Source organism: Hyphomicrobiaceae bacterium (assembly GCA_041397645.1).
Classification (GTDB): Bacteria; Pseudomonadota; Alphaproteobacteria; order Rhizobiales; family Hyphomicrobiaceae; genus Hyphomicrobium_B.
In genome coordinates this window covers 14,513-32,725 of the sequence record JAWKWE010000008.1, presented here as the reverse complement: position 1 = coordinate 32,725, position 18,213 = coordinate 14,513, and the positions used below count along the sequence as shown (strand labels likewise).

General features: G+C 57.3%; 15 protein-coding genes and 1 pseudogene. 5 read left to right on the top strand and 11 right to left on the bottom strand.

Annotation, left to right across the window (positions count from 1 at the left end):
* Nucleotides 1-24: 24 nt before the first annotated feature.
* Genes R3D51_18905 through R3D51_18880 form a run of 6 tightly spaced genes read right to left on the bottom strand, consistent with a single transcriptional unit; the run spans nt 25 to nt 6,845 of the window.
* Nucleotides 25-1,635, bottom strand: coding sequence for a carboxyl transferase domain-containing protein (locus R3D51_18905; protein ID MEZ5901554.1), 1,611 nt, complete (start codon nt 1,633-1,635; stop codon nt 25-27).
* Nucleotides 1,635-2,132: a biotin/lipoyl-containing protein gene (locus R3D51_18900; protein MEZ5901553.1), complete on the bottom strand. Its 498-nt coding sequence runs from the start codon at nt 2,130-2,132 to the stop codon at nt 1,635-1,637. Before R3D51_18900 ends, R3D51_18905 begins: the two co-directional genes overlap by 1 nt.
* Nucleotides 2,133-3,593: a biotin carboxylase N-terminal domain-containing protein gene (locus R3D51_18895; protein MEZ5901552.1), complete on the bottom strand. Its 1,461-nt coding sequence runs from the start codon at nt 3,591-3,593 to the stop codon at nt 2,133-2,135.
* Nucleotides 3,590-4,285 carry a TetR/AcrR family transcriptional regulator gene (locus R3D51_18890; GenBank protein MEZ5901551.1) on the bottom strand — a complete coding sequence of 232 codons (696 nt, stop codon included), beginning with the start codon at nt 4,283-4,285 and terminating at the stop codon, nt 3,590-3,592. The genes R3D51_18895 and R3D51_18890 overlap by 4 nt, the downstream gene beginning before the upstream one ends.
* Nucleotides 4,282-6,078 carry an acyclic terpene utilization AtuA family protein gene (locus tag R3D51_18885; GenBank protein MEZ5901550.1) on the bottom strand — a complete coding sequence of 599 codons (1,797 nt, stop codon included), beginning with the start codon at nt 6,076-6,078 and terminating at the stop codon, nt 4,282-4,284. The genes R3D51_18890 and R3D51_18885 overlap by 4 nt, the downstream gene beginning before the upstream one ends.
* A complete protein-coding gene (locus tag R3D51_18880; GenBank protein ID MEZ5901549.1) occupies nt 6,075-6,845 on the bottom strand; it encodes an enoyl-CoA hydratase-related protein in 771 nt (256 codons plus the stop codon). The genes R3D51_18885 and R3D51_18880 overlap by 4 nt, the downstream gene beginning before the upstream one ends.
* Before the next feature lie 322 nt (nt 6,846-7,167).
* Here R3D51_18880 and R3D51_18875 point away from each other — a divergent pair, with 322 nt between their 5' ends.
* From R3D51_18875 to R3D51_18855, 5 genes are all read left to right on the top strand, one after another.
* Nucleotides 7,168-8,421, top strand: a complete 1,254-nt coding sequence (locus R3D51_18875) for a branched-chain amino acid ABC transporter substrate-binding protein (protein MEZ5901548.1) — start codon at nt 7,168-7,170, stop codon at nt 8,419-8,421.
* An 87-nt stretch (nt 8,422-8,508) separates the two neighbouring features.
* Nucleotides 8,509-9,450: a branched-chain amino acid ABC transporter permease gene (locus tag R3D51_18870; protein MEZ5901547.1), complete on the top strand. Its 942-nt coding sequence runs from the start codon at nt 8,509-8,511 to the stop codon at nt 9,448-9,450.
* Nucleotides 9,447-10,754 (top strand): branched-chain amino acid ABC transporter permease, encoded by a 1,308-nt coding sequence (locus tag R3D51_18865; protein ID MEZ5901546.1) that lies wholly within the window; start codon nt 9,447-9,449, stop codon nt 10,752-10,754. Before R3D51_18870 ends, R3D51_18865 begins: the two co-directional genes overlap by 4 nt.
* Entirely contained in the window at nt 10,751-11,518 is a 768-nt protein-coding gene (locus R3D51_18860; protein MEZ5901545.1) for an ABC transporter ATP-binding protein, read from the top strand. Before R3D51_18865 ends, R3D51_18860 begins: the two co-directional genes overlap by 4 nt.
* The gene (locus tag R3D51_18855) at nt 11,515-12,228 is read left to right on the top strand and encodes an ABC transporter ATP-binding protein (protein MEZ5901544.1); all 714 of its coding nucleotides are present in this window, start codon (nt 11,515-11,517) and stop codon (nt 12,226-12,228) included. The genes R3D51_18860 and R3D51_18855 overlap by 4 nt, the downstream gene beginning before the upstream one ends.
* A 304-nt stretch (nt 12,229-12,532) precedes the next feature.
* Here the strand turns inward: R3D51_18855 and R3D51_18850 are convergent.
* The 5 genes and pseudogenes from R3D51_18850 to R3D51_18830 form a co-directional block, all read right to left on the bottom strand.
* Nucleotides 12,533-13,657, bottom strand: a pseudogene (locus tag R3D51_18850) (efflux RND transporter permease subunit).
* Nucleotides 13,658-13,693: 36 nt separating this feature from the next.
* Nucleotides 13,694-14,832 (bottom strand): IS3 family transposase gene (locus R3D51_18845; protein MEZ5901543.1). Its coding sequence is split into 2 segments (ribosomal slippage): nt 13,694-14,568 and nt 14,568-14,832, totalling 1,140 coding nucleotides; the frame shifts between segments, so codons are not numbered across the junction.
* Between the two features lie 63 nt (nt 14,833-14,895).
* Nucleotides 14,896-16,407, bottom strand: coding sequence for an MDR family MFS transporter (locus tag R3D51_18840; GenBank protein ID MEZ5901542.1), 1,512 nt, complete (start codon nt 16,405-16,407; stop codon nt 14,896-14,898).
* 4 nt (nt 16,408-16,411) lie between these two features.
* On the bottom strand, nt 16,412-17,578 hold the full coding sequence (locus R3D51_18835; GenBank protein MEZ5901541.1) for an HlyD family secretion protein: 1,167 nt from the start codon (nt 17,576-17,578) through the stop codon (nt 16,412-16,414).
* Nucleotides 17,571-18,053, bottom strand: a complete 483-nt coding sequence (locus R3D51_18830; GenBank protein MEZ5901540.1) for a MarR family transcriptional regulator — start codon at nt 18,051-18,053, stop codon at nt 17,571-17,573. The genes R3D51_18835 and R3D51_18830 overlap by 8 nt, the downstream gene beginning before the upstream one ends.
* Nucleotides 18,054-18,213 lie beyond the last annotated feature (160 nt).

Here is an 18,213-nt window from a genome sequence, read left to right as displayed (position 1 = left end):
TGCTCTCTCCGTACAGACCCTTCTTCATAGTCGCAGGATCCCAGATCCCAAAGGGTCCAGAGGCCGATGCAAAGATGCGGCGATCGCGACTGCTAATGCGTTTCGTGTGTCGGCCGGATCAAGCAAGCCGTCGTCCCATAGCTCCGACGTCGACCAATAGGCATCCGAATGCCGTTCATAGTCTTCCAGGATTGCATTACGCATCGACGCGATTTCGTCTTCATCGGCGACGCCCCCGTTTCGCGCGAGCTGACTTCGCTTGATATCTGTCAACGTATTCGCAGCTTGGTCGCCACCCATCACACCGATCTGGCTGTTCGGCCATGAGAACAGAAATCTGGGATCGAACGCCCTGCCGCACATGCCGTAGTTACCAGCACCAAACGAGCTCCCCACCATCACAGTAAACTTCGGCACTCTCACGCTTGCCTGCGCGGTGATCATCTTGGCGCCGTCTTTGGTGATGCCGCGCGCTTCGTACTCCCGCCCGATCATGAATCCTGTAATGTTCTGCAGAAAGAGAAGCGGAACCTTGTCCCGGTCGCATAGCTGGATGAAATGGGCCGCCTTGAGCGAACTGTCACTGAAGAGAACGCCGTTGTTCGCAACGATGCCGATTTTCCATCCGAATACTCGCGCGAAACCACAGACCAGGGTCGTGCCGAGGGCCGGCTGATATTCGTGAAACCTGCTTCCATCGACGATGCGCGCAATGACTTCGCGAACGTCAAATGACCGTTTACGGTCTGCCGGAATGATTCCGTAGAGTTCATCCGGCTCATAAAACGGTTGTTCCGGCTCTATTCGATCCGCCAGCCATGGCTGGGCCGGAGGAAAAGCTTCGCCGACAATCTCGCGGGCAAGATGAATGGCATCTTGCTCATTGGCCGCCGGATAGTCAGCTGTACCTGAAATGCGTGTGTGGACGTCGCACCCGCCCAAGTCGTTCGCTGACACCACTTCTCCCGTTGCCGCCTTCACGAGCGGCGGACCGCCCAGGAAGATGCCCCCATTGCCGCGGACAATAATGTTGTAATCCGATAACGCCGGAACGTAAGCACCCCCCGCAGTACAGTGGCCCAACACGACGGCGACCTGGGGAATGCCGCGCTTTGACAACTCGACCTGGTTACGAAAAATACGTCCGCCATATTGACGGTCCGCGAAGAATTCATGCTGAAGCGGGAGATATCCGCCTGCGCTGTCGCAAAGATGTACGACGGGCAGATGATTTTCCAAGGCGATGTCGAGCGCCCTTATGATCTTCTTGACCGAATGCGGATACCAGGCACCTCCCTTGACGCTCGGGTCGGAGGCGTGGACCATCACCTGGCGGCCGTTGACAAGCCCGATGCCAGTTAGCAGACCGGCACCCGGCGCTTCCCCGTCATAACTGCGGCACGCCGCAAGAGAAGACAATTCGAGAAATGGGCTGCCAGCATCGATGAGAAGCTCGAGCCGCTCACGGACAAAGAGCTTGTTCTGGCGCCCTATGCGTTCAAGATCGCGTTTCGGACGATCGAACCGTGTGGCACGCTGCTGTTCGCGTAGAGCCTGGACGAGACCAGACATTCTTGCGTGATTGGCCTTGAACTCCGTGCTCTGAGTATTCACACGAGACACTATTCGCCGCATCATGAAGCCGCTTCCTCCTGCTTCATGAACGATACCAATAGGGCTCCGCGGTCTACTGTTGTTCCGGCTTCGACGAGGACGGACGCGACCACCCCGTCGCGTATCGCGACCAGCGCCGTCTCCATTTTCATACTTTCGATCGTGACCATGACGTCCCCTGCGGCGACAGGCTGGGACGGCGAAACATGAACTTGGACGATGGAGCCGGGCATGGGAGCCGTGATCTGGCCCGAGTGTTCACCCGCCGCGTCGATTTCAGATACCGGAAGGAGCTGAATCTCAGCCTGCCAGATCCGCCCGCTCGACCAGGCAATGATCCGATCGCCAATCCGAGCCACCTCGATTTTCCATCGCGTTCCTCCGAGCGTACCCGCCAGCGTTCCGCCGTTGCGACTGAAATTCTCAATCCGCACCTCGCTGCGCCCGACCATGACTCGCCCGGACGCTTCCGCCATGACCGCCAGAAACTCGGAACCTGACCTCAACACCGCAGTCATTTAGTTCTTCCACGCTCCAAGTTCGCTAAGGCTCGAATACGAAACGCGGGCTTCCGGAATCATCAGTGCGATAAATGCGGCGGCCACTCTCGCGTCAAGCCGACTCTCGACCTGCATGCGCCGCAATATTTCTTCGTGATGGCGATCGATAAAGCCGGTGTCGATATGCCCCGCAACATAATCGGGCTGCTTGAGCAGCGCGCGTAAATAGGCGATGTTCGTCTCCGGGCCGAGAAGGCAGAAGTTGCCGAGCGCGTCTTCAGTTCGAGCGATGGTGGATCCCCGGTCGGGACCCCAAACGATCAGCTTCGCCAACATCGGATCAAACGAGCTAGTTAGCCGATCTAGTTCGCATACTCCGCTATCGACGCGAATTCCCTCCCCATGCGGTTCAATGTAGCGAGCCAGTATTCCTGAACTGGGAACAAAGCCCGATAGAACATCTTCAGCGTTGATCCGACATTCGATCGCGTGCCCGTTGCTGGCGACATCAGATTGCTCGAATGGCAATGCTTCCCCGGACGCGATTCGCAGTTGCCATTCGACTAAATCCAACCCCGTCACCAGCTCCGTTACGGGATGTTCGACTTGCAATCTGGTATTCACTTCGAGAAAATAGAATTCGTGATCCGGACCGAGAATAAACTCGACTGTACCCGCATTTCGATATTGAGATGCCTTGGCCAGCGCGACTGCCGCCCCGCAAATCTTTGAGCGCAGATCGGTATCGATGGCAACTGACGGCGTCTCCTCGATAATCTTCTGGAAGCGCCGCTGAATCGAGCATTCACGTTCGCCTAGATGGATGACTTTGCCAAATTGATCGGCGAGAATCTGCACTTCGATGTGCCGCGGTCTTTCGACAAACCTTTCTGCATAAATCCTTTCGTCACCAAAGCACCTGAGCGCTTCGCTACGCGCCTGGGCGATCGCTCGATCCAGATCGATTTCCTGGCGAACAATCTTGATGCCCTTCCCGCCGCCTCCGGCCGCCGCCTTGACAAGCACGGGAAATCCCAAGGCAAGAACTGCGTCGCGAAACTCCTTATGACCGGAGTCCAGGGCGAACGGCACCAATGGCAGACCGCACCGATGCGCGAATTCGCGCGCGCGTATCTTGTCTCCCATCAGATCGATGAGATCGGGTGATGGTCCGACCCAGCAAAGACCCGCAGCCTCTACTTGCGCGGCAAATTCTGCATTTTCCGAGAGAAATCCATAACCGGGATGAACCGCGTCGCAACCGCAGTCCAACGCAACCTTGGTCAATTGGGGGATATCAAGATACGCCGAAACCGGGGGATCGCCAAAGATCTGCGCCGTCTGACCGGCTGCTTGGGAAGCGATGGATTTGAGATCCACGGCGTGGGCCGCGAGGGTGGTCTTGATGCCCAAGCGATGGGCTGTGCGAATAACCCGCAGCGCGATCTCGCCCCGGTTTGCGACAAGGATGTGCTTCATGAATCCTCGCCACTAGCGACGACCAATTTCTCGAGTCTGGCAATGCGGTGCTCGATCGAAGCTGACGACGCGTCATTCTGCGCCGCGATGCCTGGCCAGAGCGTACCGAGAATGCGATCGGCGACGAGATCGATATCCAGGCCGCCGCGACCCGACAGGATCCGATAGGCGCAATGCTCGATGCCGCCGAATATCAGATCACGCACAATTTCCGGAACAATATCCGGACTGAATTCACCCTGCTTGATGCCGTCGAGAATTTCCGCCGTCACAAAAGCAGCGTAGCGCTTGTTCAAGGAATAGACCTCGGTCTCATAGAACTTCCTGTCGCGCCGTAATTCCCTGATCATGAGATTGGCGAGCCCGGTATCTTCGACGTAGACACGTAGGTGCCTCAGGATACAAAATCGAAGGCGCGCGCGAACGCCAACGACCCGCGTCAGACCTTCGGACACCGACGCAATCAGACCTTCGTACCATTCCGCGATTACGCGGTGCATCAGGTCTTTCTTGCTGTCGAAGTACAGATAGACGGTACCCTCCACGATTCCCACGCGCGCAGCTATTTCGGCCATCGATGCGTTGTCATACCCGGCCGTCTCGAAGACCAGACGTGCCGCGTTCACGATTTCACGCTCGCGGAGCAATTGCCGGTTCGGACTTCGCTTGGTGGCGCGTCGCGAAGTCGTCATTGCACGCTCCCGGATTCCAGCAATGTTGCCGGAACCGTGATGGTCATATCCAGCAGCATTTGCGCAAAGGCCTTTCCTTGCGGGTCGTAGCGCAGCGAGGCAACGCCGCCGCCGCCGAGAGATTGAGTCATGACGAAATTCAGAGCGTGCATTCCCGGCATCAGATATCGCTCGACAGTCCCCTTCAGCAAATAGCTGAAATGCGCTGCGACGCGTTCCGCCGTGACCTGCTCGGCCAGAATGGGAAAGATCTCTGGCCGGCGCGCGATAAGACCAATGTTGGCCGTGTCCGCCTTGTCGCCGCTACGGCCATGGGCAACCCGTATCAAAGGCACGTCGACAGTCGATCTGGCAGCCGTCGGTATGCGCACTTCGGGTCGAACTGGAAGTATCGGAGCAGATGATTCCCGCCCCATCTCGACGTTAAAGGTTTCTCCGTCGATTCCTATTGAGGCCGGAACAACAGCCTTGGGCAGGAGAAATGAGAACAATCTCACGACACCCGAGGGCGCCGGTCTGCCACCAGCCACTCCGGAAATCCCCGGAGCCATCGCTGCGGCCGCCGAGTACCACTCCCGACCTAGCAAATCGAGCGCATCCTTCGATTCATGCCGGGCACCCACCTTGACGATGACTTCACGCGCGGAGCGCGCGCGCGAATGCGGTCCGTACATTGCTTCCGCGCCCAGGATCTCGACGTTCGCTTCCCGGAAATCCTGGAAGCCCTTTTCCTTCAAGATTCTCCGCAGCCGGGTCAGCATCGCCTCCGCCACCCGTTCGCCCTTGGCCGCGGCGTCTATGCCGCCAATCATCAACGTCGCCGTAATCCGGAAACCATCGGCGTAGGTTGCACAAACCTTGTAGGCCCCACCCGGAGGTCGCCCTCTCGCGCCCACCACCCGGACCCGATCCGGACCGACCTGCGACAGCGCAACTTCGCTGAAGTCACAGATGACATCTGGCAGGACGTAGGTTTGAGGATCTCCGATCTCGTAGACGATCTGCTCTGCAACGGTCGGCGGCGTCACCAAGCCTCCGGTATTGGGTGGTTTGGTCACAACGAAAACACCATCGCTACCGCATTCGACGATCGGGAACCCCATATCGTCCCAGCCGGGAACGTCTCGCCAGTCAGTAAAGAGACCGCCCGTGCCCTGCGTGCCGCATTCGATGATATGACCGGCGAGCGAGCCTTGGGCAAGCTTGTCATATTCGTCCCACTTCCATCCGAAATGGTGGACGAGCGGCCCCAAAGTGACGGCGCTATCAACACATCTGCCGGTAATGATGATATCGGCTCCCCGATCGAGCGCGGCGGCGATCGGTCTCGCGCCGAGATAGGCGTTGGCGCTCACCAGGGTCGGCGGCAACTCCTCGCCAGTGCCCATCTCGCGAATCGACTGCTCCTTGAGCCAGCTCAACCGCATCATCAGATCGTCGCCCTTGACGACGGCCACTCTGAGATCCAGTCCCGCCCTGGACAATTCTGCCCGCAACGCATCGGCGCATGCATCGGGATTCAGGCCGCCCGCGTTGCTGATGACGCGAATGCCTTGATGCGCGATCTCCGGTAAAAGTGGCGCGAGAACCTTGATGAAGTCGACGGCGTATCCCTTGGTCGGGTCCTTGGCCTTTGCGCGCGCCAAAATCGACATAGTGATCTCGGCCAGATAGTCGAAGACCAGAACATCGATCTTTCCACCATCGACCAGCTGGCGGGCACCAAATTCAGTATCGCCCCAGAAACACGAAGCGCACCCGATCCGCAGTACGTCAGCCGCGGAGCTTGTCATTGTCCGCTCCACGCTGGCGCTCGCTTCTCCCCAAACGCCTTGAGGCCCTCCTTCGCGTCCTGGGTAAGGGCAGACAATGGCAGGAGCGCCTGCATGAGATTGAGAGCATCGGCGCTGGACAACGCCGCCGTGGATCGGATCGCATGTTTGCCAAGCCTGAGAGCCGTGGGAGAACAGGCCCGTATCTTGTCTAGCCAGTTGGCGACGATACGGTCGAGCTCGCTGGCGGCACAGGTCTGCTGGAGCAACCCGTTACCAAGGGCGCGCTCCGCTGTCACTGTTTCTGCAGTCAACGCCATCGCGACAACATCCCTGTAAGGCATGACGCGAAGCAGGTAGGGCATGATCATGAACGGAAACACGCCAACCTTCGCTTCCGGCGTCCCAAATTTTGCGGTGTCGACACCGACGGCAATGTCGCAAGCGCAAATGAGTCCCAACCCGCCACCGAACGCCGATCCATTGACTCGCGCAACGATCGGAAGAAGGCAGGCATCCATCGCACGCAGCAATTCCGCAAAGAAGTGATGAGGTTGATCCGGCTCGATGCTGAACGGGCTACCGTCGGCAGTCGGCTGAAGGTCGCCTCCCGCGCAGAACGCCCTGTCACCAGCGCCGGTAAGCACCACTGCGCGATAGTTCGATGCATTTGCCGCCCGAAATTCAGCCGCCAAGGCTTCCGATGCCTCCCTGTTCAACGCATTGCGCCGATCCGGTCGGTTGATCGTTAGCCACAGGTCTCCCCGCACTTCAGAGCGAACTATCACGTCTTCTCCTAAGCAAAAATGAGCTATCTTCATTTTATCTAAGCCTTTCGTGGAAGTGTCAATCCTCTTCTTGATCTCGTAGCCTAAATTGACTTAACATATTGGATGTATGTAATATTCTGACACTCTGGCTTGCTTGCACGGTTTTCGTAGGTTATCATTCTTCAAAAGTAAGATAGCTCAGCTTGTAAAAAAAATGATCCTGACTTATTCTTATTTTCTGGGGCGGCCCGCTTCAGAGGCAGCCTCGCAAATGCCCCGCGTCCAGCTGAATTGTCGATTTTTCCGCTGGCGAAGAGGATTTCTCACAAGGGAGGATCTAATGAGCACTTCTTATCGACGAACGAGTCTGGCGGGATCGGCAGTCATTTGCGTCACCCTGCTTTCGACGCCGGCTCTCGCGGAAACCGTCAGGGTTGCCTTCATTGACCCACTGAGCGGAACCTTCGCGGCCCTGGGACAGAATGAACTGCAAAGCTTTCAAGCGATCGCGGCACGCGCGAACCAAGAGAAATGGGCCGGCGACAACCAACTTGAATTCGTTGGCTTCGACAATCAGGCAAGTCCGCAGATTTCGCTTGTCCAGTTAAAGAATGCGATCGACCAGGGTTACCGATACATAACGCAAGCGAATGGATCGGGGGCTGCTCTGGCGCTGATCGACGCCATCAACAAGCACAACGAGCGCAATCCGGGCAAGGAGGTCATGTTCCTCAATCACGGAGCGGTCGATCCGAGCCTGACGAACGACAAATGCAGCTTCTGGCATTTTCGGTTCGACGCCAATGCAGACATGAAATCTCAGGTCTTGATCAATCACCTGGCAACGAATCCTTCGATCAAGAAGGTCTATATAATCAACCAGGATTATGCGGCAGGACACCAATTCACCCGCGGTGAAAAGGAGTATCTGAAGAGCGCACGATCCGATCTTGAACTCGTCGGCGAAGACCTTGTGCCGCTGGGAAAGGTCAAGGATTTTTCTCCCTATATCGCCAAGATCAAGGCGTCGGGTGCCGATAGCGTGGTAACAGGCAACTGGGGCACTGATCTTTCATTGCTTATCAAGGCTGCGAAGGAAGCGGGCCTCAACGCCAACTTCTACACTTACTATGCCAACCTCAAGGGCGCGCCGATCGCGATGGGTGCGGATGGCGCGGATCGCGTTCGATACGTCGGGATCTGGAATATCAACAATGAGACCTTCGCAGGCGAAGACATCGCGGCATCCTTCAAGCAAAAATATAACGACGATTTCACTTGGATGGTGAGTTACTCGATCGTCGCGATGTTTTCGAAGGCGATCAAGGAGAGTGGCTCGACGGACCCTGTAAAGGTTGGATTTGCGCTCGAAGGCATGAAGGCAACGAGTCTGAACGGTCAGGTTGAAATGCGGGCGAGCGACCATCAGCTGCTTCAGCCGCTTTACATCGGAGTATGGACCAAAGCAGACGGCAAGGCCGTCAAATACGATCAGGAAGGTACGGGATACGGTTGGAAGACCGAGAAGAAATACGAAGCATCTGCGAGCACGCAGCCGACGACTTGCGACATGAAGAGACCGCCCCGGTCCTGAGACTTAGCAAGGGGCGGGACTGATGGTTCCTGGCTCCTTGGATCCTGCATTCGCTTCGAATGATCGGCGTCCGGACGAGAAGCAGCTATGGAATTTGTCCTTTTCACATTGCTCAATGGACTGAGTTACGGACTATTGCTGTTCATGCTCTCTTCCGGATTGACTCTCATTTTCAGCATGATGGGCGTCCTGAATTTCGCGCATGCAAGCTTCTACATGCTGGGCGCCTATTTCGCGTATTCGATCAGCGTGAACCTGAGCTTTTGGGTTGCTTTGCTCGTGGCTCCCGCGATCGTCGCGGGCCTCGGAGCGGCGGTCGAACGCTATGGCCTTCGCCATGTCCACAAGTACGGTCACGCCGCCGAGCTACTGTTCACCTTCGGGCTTTCCTACATCGTGGTGGAACTGGTTCAGGTCACTTGGGGACGGGCTACTGTGCAATATTCGATTCCCGCGGAACTGGATGGCCCTCTGTTTACGCTCTATGGCACCTCCTTTCCGATCTATCGCGGTTTCATGATGCTCGTTGCGTCACTCATGATGCTGTCGATCTATCTCGCCCTGACCAGGACACGTGTCGGCCTCGTTGTTCAGGCCGCCTTGACACACCCATCCATGGTCGAGGCACTGGGGCACAACGTTCCCCGCGTGTTTACGCTGGTGTTTGCAGGAGGCTGTGGTCTCGCCGCGCTCGCGGGTGTGATCGGCGGCAATGCCTTCGTCACCGAGCCCGGCATGGCCGCCACCGTCGGCAGCATCATCTTCGTTGTGGTGGTCGTTGGTGGGCTGGGCTCGCTCGTCGGCGCCCTGATTGCATCCTTATTAATCGGAATGGTGCAGACCTTTGCGGTATCGCTGGACTATTCTGTTCTCACGCTGCTGACGGCGCTGGGAATCCAAGGGACCGCGCTGCGCGGCAGCGTTCTCCGCATTACCGTTGCACAGATGGCACCGATGCTGCCTTACATGCTGCTGGTCCTGGTTCTCATTCTCCGTCCCAAGGGTTTGATGGGTACGAGGGAAGGATGAAACCGGAACCGGCCCAGCGCCCCGACGCAATCCCTGCGCGCTTGCAGACGATACTCCCGCGTGCATTGCCGTGGGTCGTGTTCGCGCTTGGTCTGATCGTTGCCCCTCTTATCTTCAGCGGAGGAGCATCGTTATCGATTCTTTCCCAAATCGGCACCATGATGCTGCTCGGGCTCTCCTTCAACATGCTCCTCGGCCAGGGCGGCATGCTCTCGTTCGGGCACGCTGTCTATTCCGGGCTCGGCGCCTACTTTGCCGCGCACGCCATCAGGCTGGCGGGAGCCGGGACGATCTCAATTCCGATATCTCTCGTACCCATATTGGGCGGCCTGGCGGCCATGCTCTTCGGAATCCTGTTCGGGCATGTGACGACCAAGAAATCTGGAACCACATTTGCGATGATTACGCTGGGTATCAGCGAACTGGTATCTGCATGCGCACTCATGATGCCGGAATTTTTCGGCGGCGAAGGCGGCGTCTCGTTCAACCGGGTCGTGGGCCGTCCACTTTACGGGATCAGCTTCGGACCGCAAATCCAGGTCTATTATCTGATCGCAGCTTGGCTCTTCATCTGCACGCTGGCCATCTATGCGTTCTCACTGACTCCGCTTGGGCGAATGATCAATGCAGTGCGGGACAATCCCGAGCGGGCCGAGTTCATCGGATATGACCCCCAGCGCGTAAGATATCTGACGTTCATTCTGTCATCCTTCTTTGCGGGTATCGCGGGAGCGCTGGGGGCTATCAACTTTGAGATTGTATCAGCGGAAAATGTCAGCACGGGGCGCTCCGGTGCCATCCTGCTCTTCACTTTCATCGGCGGCGTTGACCATTTCTTCGGTCCGCTGATCGGAGCCGCCTTCGGCGTCTTCTTCACTGAACTTCTTTCGAACTATACGCCTGCCTGGCAACTTTATCTCGGCATCTTTTTTGTCCTTATGGTTCTGTATGCCCCAGGAGGCGCTTCCAGCCTTCTGGTCGAAGCCGTGCAGCCAAAGGCGCTCAGAAGGACCATTCTCCGGTGGCCGTTGATGCTAGCAATTTGCGTGAGCGGGTTGTCAGTCGTCTTCGGCGTGATATTTGCCATCGAAATGTTATTCCAGCATAATTTGGGATCTGACTCTGCGATCCATTTGTTTGGGATCTCCGTCGATACATCGTTACGCATGAGCTACGTCGTGGTCGGGCTCCTGGTTATCGTGAGCGGAAGCTTGCTGCGTTGGGCTTGGATCGCATTTTGGGAGGGGGCCGACAAAGCGCAGACGGAGATTGCGGGGATTACGATCCGAAGGACCGGAACGTGAGCGGATATGCACTTGAGCTAAGAGATGTTCGCAAGCGCTTCGGAAGCGCCGAAATCATTCGGGGTGCCAATTTGCAAGTCGAAAAGGGGGAGCGCTGTGCAATAATCGGACCTAACGGCGCAGGAAAATCAACGCTCTTCAATCTCATTACGGGTCGTTTCCCCGCAAGCTCGGGTGAAATCCTGTTGAACGGCTCCAATATCATGGGACTGAAGCCATTCGAAATCTATCGACGCGGATTATCCCGTGGCTTCCAAATCACGAATGTATTCCATCGATTATCGGTTTTCGAAAACCTCCGCTGCTCGGTGCTTTGGTCACTCGGGTACCGGTACTCGTTCTGGCAGAAACTGAGCAGCTTGCCGGACGTCAAAGAACGAGTCGATGAAGTGCTCCACCTGATCGGCTTGCGAGACCGTCAACACTCACCAGCCGGATTGCTGACTTATGCCGAACAGCGGGCCCTGGAAATCGGCATAGCCATCGCTGGCGACGCCGCCGTCATCCTGCTCGACGAACCAACGGCGGGGATGAGCCGCTCTGAAACCGATGCGGCCGTCGAGATGATCCGCAGGATTACCAAGGGCAAGACCCTTTTGATCGTCGAGCACGATATGAGCGTCGTTTTCGCCTTGGCCGAAAAAATCGCGGTCCTGGTTTATGGCGAGATCATTGCATCCGGCGCACCGAACGATATTCGCAATAACCCGCAGGTTCGAGAAGCTTATCTCGGCGAATATTCGACCGTGGATCGAATTCAATGAGTGAGCTTCTCGCGTTCAAGAATGTCCATGCGTTCTATGGCAAGAGCCATGTCCTGTTCGGCGTGGACATGGTCGTAAACGAAGGCGAGATCGTCAGCCTCCTGGGGCGGAACGGTACCGGCCGATCCACCGCCTTGAAGGCCGCCATGGGCCTCGTCGCTGCAACCGGCTCGATCGAATTCCGGCGGGAGGCGATCACCGGACTGAGAGCCTTTGAAATTGCTCGCAGAGGGATTGGCTATGTACCTGAAGGCCGCGACGTATTTCCGGCCCTTACTGTGGAACAGAATCTTATCTTGGGCGAAAAGAAACGTAGAGGTGTTTCGTCGAAAGCGCAGTGGTCCTTGGATGACATGTACAACTTTTTCCCACATCTGAAGGAACGCCGACATACCCCCGCAGCGGTGCTTTCAGGTGGCGAGCAGCAGATGCTCACGCTCTGCAGGACACTTATGGGAAATCCGGACATGATCTTAATCGATGAGCCCACGGAAGGACTCGCCCCCCGCATTGTTGACCTTGTCGGCAAATATTTGATTGAACTGAAAAACAAAGGAATCTCAGTGCTTCTTGTGGAGCAGAAACTGTCCATTGCCATGAAAGTCTCGCAGCGGGTTTACGTGATGGGTCACGGATCGATCGTCTTCGAAGGAACCCCAATCGAGCTGCTCGCCGACGCGACACTGTGCAGGCAATGGCTAGAAGTATAGGGGCCTTTCTCACTTTGTCGTGTGAACGCCGGGTTAATAAGGTGGTGATCAGCGCTTAGGTGAGCTGCAATTCCGCTTCCGAGCTAAGGGATCGGTTGTCCAAAATTTATGGTCAAACTGCGTCGATGGGGAATTAGGTATTCGCCGCTCTCACAGTGCATTCGCTCCATAGATGATATCCCGGTCCTTCTCCGAGATGTCGCAACGAACCGTCATGCCGACGAGTGCGTCTACAACGGATAGAGTAAGAAGACGCCAAATGTTAGTCCCTCCGGTACATGAGGCCAGTTGACGCGATGAACGCCTACTTTGCAGGAGCTTGAGTCACCCCCCGCCGCTTGGCACCTGTTGTAGGACGAATGCGGGTCACCAAACGAAAGAACACCGGTACGAACAGGATAGCCAGAAAGGTCGCGGCCAGCATACCGCCGATCACGCCGGTGCCGATCGAATGGCGGCTGGCGGATCCAGCGCCAGTACTGACTGCCAGCGGCAGTACGCCAAGAACAAAAGCCAAGGAGGTCATGATGATAGGCCTAAACCGCAAGCGAGCTCCCTCTACGGCGGCTTCAAAGACCGTTGCCCCCTTGCGCATGCGCTGTGCAGCAAACTCGACAATCAGAATGGCGTTCTTGGCGGCCAAGCCTATCAAGGTCACGAGCCCAATCTGGAAATAGACATCGTTGTCGAGCCCGCGCAGAAAGATGGCGAGCACAGCCCCGAAGACGGCAAACGGCACTGCTGTGATCACCGCGAACGGTAGTGACCAGCGTTCGTATTGCGCGGCAAGTATAAGAAACACCATGAGAATCCCAAACAAGAAACCCTGATAGCCCGTGCCGGCGGTGGCGAGTTCCTGGTAAGCTGAGCCGATCCATCCAATTGAATAATCTGCCGACAGCGTTTTGGCCGCAATTTGCTGCATTGCGGCGATTGCTTGGCCAGAGGAATATCCAGGAGCCGGCTCGCCGAGGATCTTCGCGGCCGGGAAGACGTTGAAGCGATCGACGATATCGGGGCCGACGACTCGTTCAAGCGACACGACCGCGTTTAGCGGTACCATCGCGTTGCCGAGCGATCTGACAAAGACATGGCGCAGATCGTCGGGCGTTCTTCTGAACTCTGCCTCGGACGAAAGGCTCACGCGAAACGTGCGCCCGAACAGCGTGAAGTCGTTCACGTAAAGGCTACCGAAAGTGCTTTGCATCGTATCGAATATCGCACTGATCGGAACGCTTAACGCCTTTGCCTTTTCGCGGTCTACGCTAATACGGTATTGCGGCACAGCCGTGCTAAAGGTGGTACGTACACCGCGCAATTCGGGACGCTGAGCTGCTGCTTGTATCAAGCTGGTTGTCATTTGCCCCAGGCGATCGAGGCTGCCGCCCGAGCGATCCTGCAAATACACTTCGAAACCGCCCGTCGTACTTGACCTGACGGATAATTTGGACCAGCGGGATAGAGACTACTGCACGACCGCACGCTGATCCAGTTGAAGCATTTGGGCTGTGGATGTCTGCGGTGCCGGCGGTCGGTAGCCGAGCGATGAGTGTGGGCGTATCGTGTTGAAGTGATTGCGCCATTGCTCGATCACGACCTTGGCTTCCTTCAGGCTGTAGAATATTTCCTGGTTGAGGCACTCGTCGCGCAGCTTGCCGTTGAAGGATTCACAATAGCCGTTCTCCCATGGACTGCCGGGCTCGATGTAGAGCGTCTTGGCGCCGAGCTTTGCAAGCCAGTTGCGAACGATCTTGGCCGTCATTTCCGCGCCATTATCGGAGCGGATGTGTTCTGGAACACCTCTGGTGAGCATCACGTCGGCCATCGTCTCGATGACGCCAAAGCTGTTGATCCGGCGCGCGACGCGGATGGCCAGGCATTCCCGGGTGAACTCATCGATCAAGGTCATGAGGCGGAGTCTGCGTCCGTCATGGGTCTGCGCCTCGACAAAGTCGTAGCTCCAGACATGATTGCGGTGCTGCGGCCGCAACCGGATGCAGGATCCGTCATTCAGCCAGAGCCGGCCTCGCGGCCTTTGTTTCCTGGGCACTTTCAGCCCCTCGCGGCGCCAGATCCGCTGAACGCGATCACAGCCCACCTGCCAACCAGCCTGGGTCAGCAGCGACGTGATCCGACGATAGCCATAACGCCCATAGCGAGACGCCAGTGAGACAATCGCTCTTGTCAGCGCATCTTCATCGGCTCGGACAATAGTGGCGTATCGTTGCGTTCCACGGGGCTGGTCGACGATCCGGCAGGCGTGACGTTCGGACAGACCATACTTCGCCCGAATGCCTTCAACAGCCCGCCGGCGCCGCTCAGGGCTTACAAGTTTCCCGAGGCGACATCCTTGAGCACCTGCTTCTCCAGCGACAAATCGGCAACCAGACGCTTGAGACGAACGTTCTCGCGCTCCAGCTCCTTCATCCGCTTCGCCTGATCAAGCTCGAGCCCGCCGTATTCCTTCCGCCAGCGATAATAACTCTGCTGAGATATCCCGGCCTCCCGGCACGCCACGGCGGGCGTCTTGCCCTGCGACATCAAAACTTCAATCTGGCGCAGCACTACAACGATTTGCTCCGCGCTAAACCGCTTCTTCGGCATCCGAAAGCTCCTTTTGCCAAGCTCATTCTCTCACATCGCTTGGTCCAAAAAAGCCCGGTCAGGTCACTTGCGCAACGTAGCTTTTGTCGAGCCGATCATGATCGCAAGTGGAATCGAGGCCAGGATAAACAGCATGACCAATTGGTAGTCTTGTGAAAACGCGATGATCTGCGCCTGCATTGCTACCATCTTATCGGCCATCGCGCGCCCAGCATCAGTTGAAAGATTGATGATGCCACGCACGTCGGGCATTTGCAGGGCGTGGTTGAATGGATTGATGTGCTCGGACAGGATCGCATAGTTGCGGCGCGTTCCCTGCGTGAGCTCAGCAATCACAATTGAAATTCCAATCGAACTGGCAACGTTGCGCAACAGCGTCAGCATCGACGTCCCGTCGGTGCGGAGCTGGTTGGGAAGCGTCAAGAAGGAAACGGTAGATAAGGGCACGAACACAAGGCCGAAGCCGAAGCCCTGAAAAACACTCACCGTGATGATTTCCGGAACCTGGGTCATTTCGGTCCATCCGGTCATCTGGAATAGCGAACCCGCCGTCAGCGTCAAGCCGGCGATGATCAACGTTCGAGCCTCGATAAAGCTCATTAACCTGCCGACCATCATCATGGCGAGGAACGTACCGAAGCCACGGCTCGCAAGCAGCATACCCGCGGTGATAATGGGATAGCCTATCACGTTCTGCAGGTACGGCGAGGCGAGCGCCATGGTCGAGTACAGGACTAATCCCATGACGGTCATGAAAATGCAGCCCGTCACGAAATTGCGGTCTTTGAACAGCGCGAATTGGATGAACGGGGTGGCGGTGGTGAAGGAGTGCGCGAAGAAATAGTAGAAGCCGACGGCCGAGATGATGAATTCGGCGATGATCTCATTCGATTCAAGCCACCCCAGCTGCTCGCCACGATCAAGCGCGAGCTGCAGGGCGCCGATGGCAACGGCCAATGCGGCAAATCCAAACCAATCGAACCGGAGCGTAAGATCCTTCTTAGTCTCGTCCATGAAAGCTAATAAGCCAAGGACCGTCAGCACACCGAATGGGAGATTGACAAAGAAAACCCAATGCCAGGAATAAGTTTCAGTGAGCCAAGCCCCAAGCGACGGTCCCATGATCGGCCCCATCATCACGCCCGTGCCCCAGATCGCCATCGCTTTGGCTCGCTCCTGTAGCGTATAGGAGTCAAGCATCACGGACTGCGAAAGGGGCACGAGCGCGGCGCCGAATACCCCCTGCAACAGACGAAACGCCACCATTTGTCCGATATCGTGCGCCAGCCCGCACAGCACGGATGCCACGGTGAACCCGGCCGAGCAGACGATGAAGATGCGTTTGCGTCCAAAACGATTGGCCACCCAGCCTACAGGGGCGGTCATGATGGCGGCGGCGACGATGTAGGAGGTAAGCACCCAGTTGATCTGGTCCTGCGACGCCGACAATGTGCCTTGCATGTAGGGCAGCGCGACGTTGGCAATGGTCGTGTCCAGCGCCTGCATGATGGTGGCCGTCATCGCGCAGATTGTTACCATGTTCCGCCGCAGGCCCGGAGGGAGCGGACCCGACATGACGTCAATCCTCGTGCTGGTTTGCTGTTGCCGAGAGCCCGAGCAGACCGGCCAGCGTGCGCTTGTGACCGGTGTCGATGGTGGCATAGACGCTCATGCCAGCCTTCAGCTTGCGCAGCATGCGGTCGCTCTTGTCGAAATAGATGCGCACCGGCACGCGCTGAACCACCTTCACGAAGTTGCCGGTCGCGTTTTGCGGCGGGAGGATCGCGAACTGAGCGCCGGTTCCGGGCGACAGAGAACCGACCTTTCCCTTAAAAAGATGGTTGGGGAAGGCGTCAACCTCCAGCGAAACGGGCTGGCCTACCGCGACGTAGGTCAGGTCGCTCTCCTTGGGATTTGCGTCTACCCAGGGGTTGGCTGCGTCCATCACGGAAAACACGGGCGTGCCCGCGGTGACGTAGCGGCCGAGCTGGATCTGCTCGACTTGCGTGGCCGTCCCGTTGATCGGCGCGCGAACCGTTGTGAGGTCGAGATTTCGCTGCGCATCGTCGAGCGCCGCCTTGGCTTGCAAATAGGCGGGGAACTCCTCCAGCGGCAAATCGGGATTACCAAGCAACTGGGTAAGTGCATTGGAGCGCTGCTGGCGGACCAGTTGCTGCTGTGCCTGCGCGGTCACGAGCCCGGTCATGGAGTTGTCGAGATCGAGCTGTGATCCGACATTGTTTTTCACGAGCGACGACTTGCGCTCGACGTCGCGCTGCTTGATAGCGATGCCAGCGCCGACGATTTCGAGCGTCTGCGAATAGAGCTTCACATTGGCGACGAGATTGGCATGGTTGGTCTTGGCGTCCTCCAGCTTGGCGCGCGCCTGTGCCAGCGCCAGCTGATAGGGCACAGGATCAATCTGGAACAGCGTGTCGCCGGGCGTGACAATCTGCCCTTCCTTCACGGAAACGCTGACGATCTTGCCGGAAACATCCGGCGTTATCAGCACTTTCTGCGCGCCGACATAGGCATTGTCCGTGGTGACGTAGCGTCCGCCGTTCAGATAGAATGTAACGCCGGCCAGCGCCGCGACCAGCGGCAAGACTACGAGCAACAGCAAGCGACGATAACGACGCAAGCCCGCCATCAGTCGCCGGCGCGGCTCAGCGGCAATCTTTTGTCGGCCGGGAACGGGCGGCTCGCCCTTGTGCTCAGGAGGGAATTTCAGGACGGGATCAGCCATAACGGTGTTCCTTCCGAGACACGTCCTCGACCGGATTCTGAACCGCGTTACGAACGTTTTCCTTGATTGCCTCGAGTTGTGTGAGAAGGCGGTAGGCCTCTGCCGGGGGAATGCCGTTCAACGCGGTGGTTGTCAGTTCCGAACGCAGTCCGGCCAATTTGCCAAGCAACTGGCGACCGGCTTTCAAGAGATGAAGACGATTGATGCGCCGGTCATTGGCGTCGCCGCGGCGCTCGATCCAATCGTTCTCACACAACCTGTCGACCAGCCGCGTCAACGTAATCGGCTGCATCTCCATCTGTTCAGCGAGTTCAGCCTGGCTCATGCCCTCATTGCGCCCCACTTTAGCCAAGACCGCCCATTGTGCGCGCGTAATGCCAAAACGCCCTGCTTCCTTGTCGGCATAGACACGCAGCATTCGAGCCAGTTCGGCGAGAGTGAACAAAAAATCCTGATCCACAGAGGCGCGACTCATTTCCATCTCCAATAACATAATGATATTATAAGCTAGCTTATGTAATAGTCAAGGCGCGGCTGCGGATTCTCGTAGGATGGAACGGACGTCCGAGGGGAACTTTTGCTCAGCGCTTACCCGACTTTGCGTCGCTCTTGGCCCGTTCCGAGTGCGGGCGCCT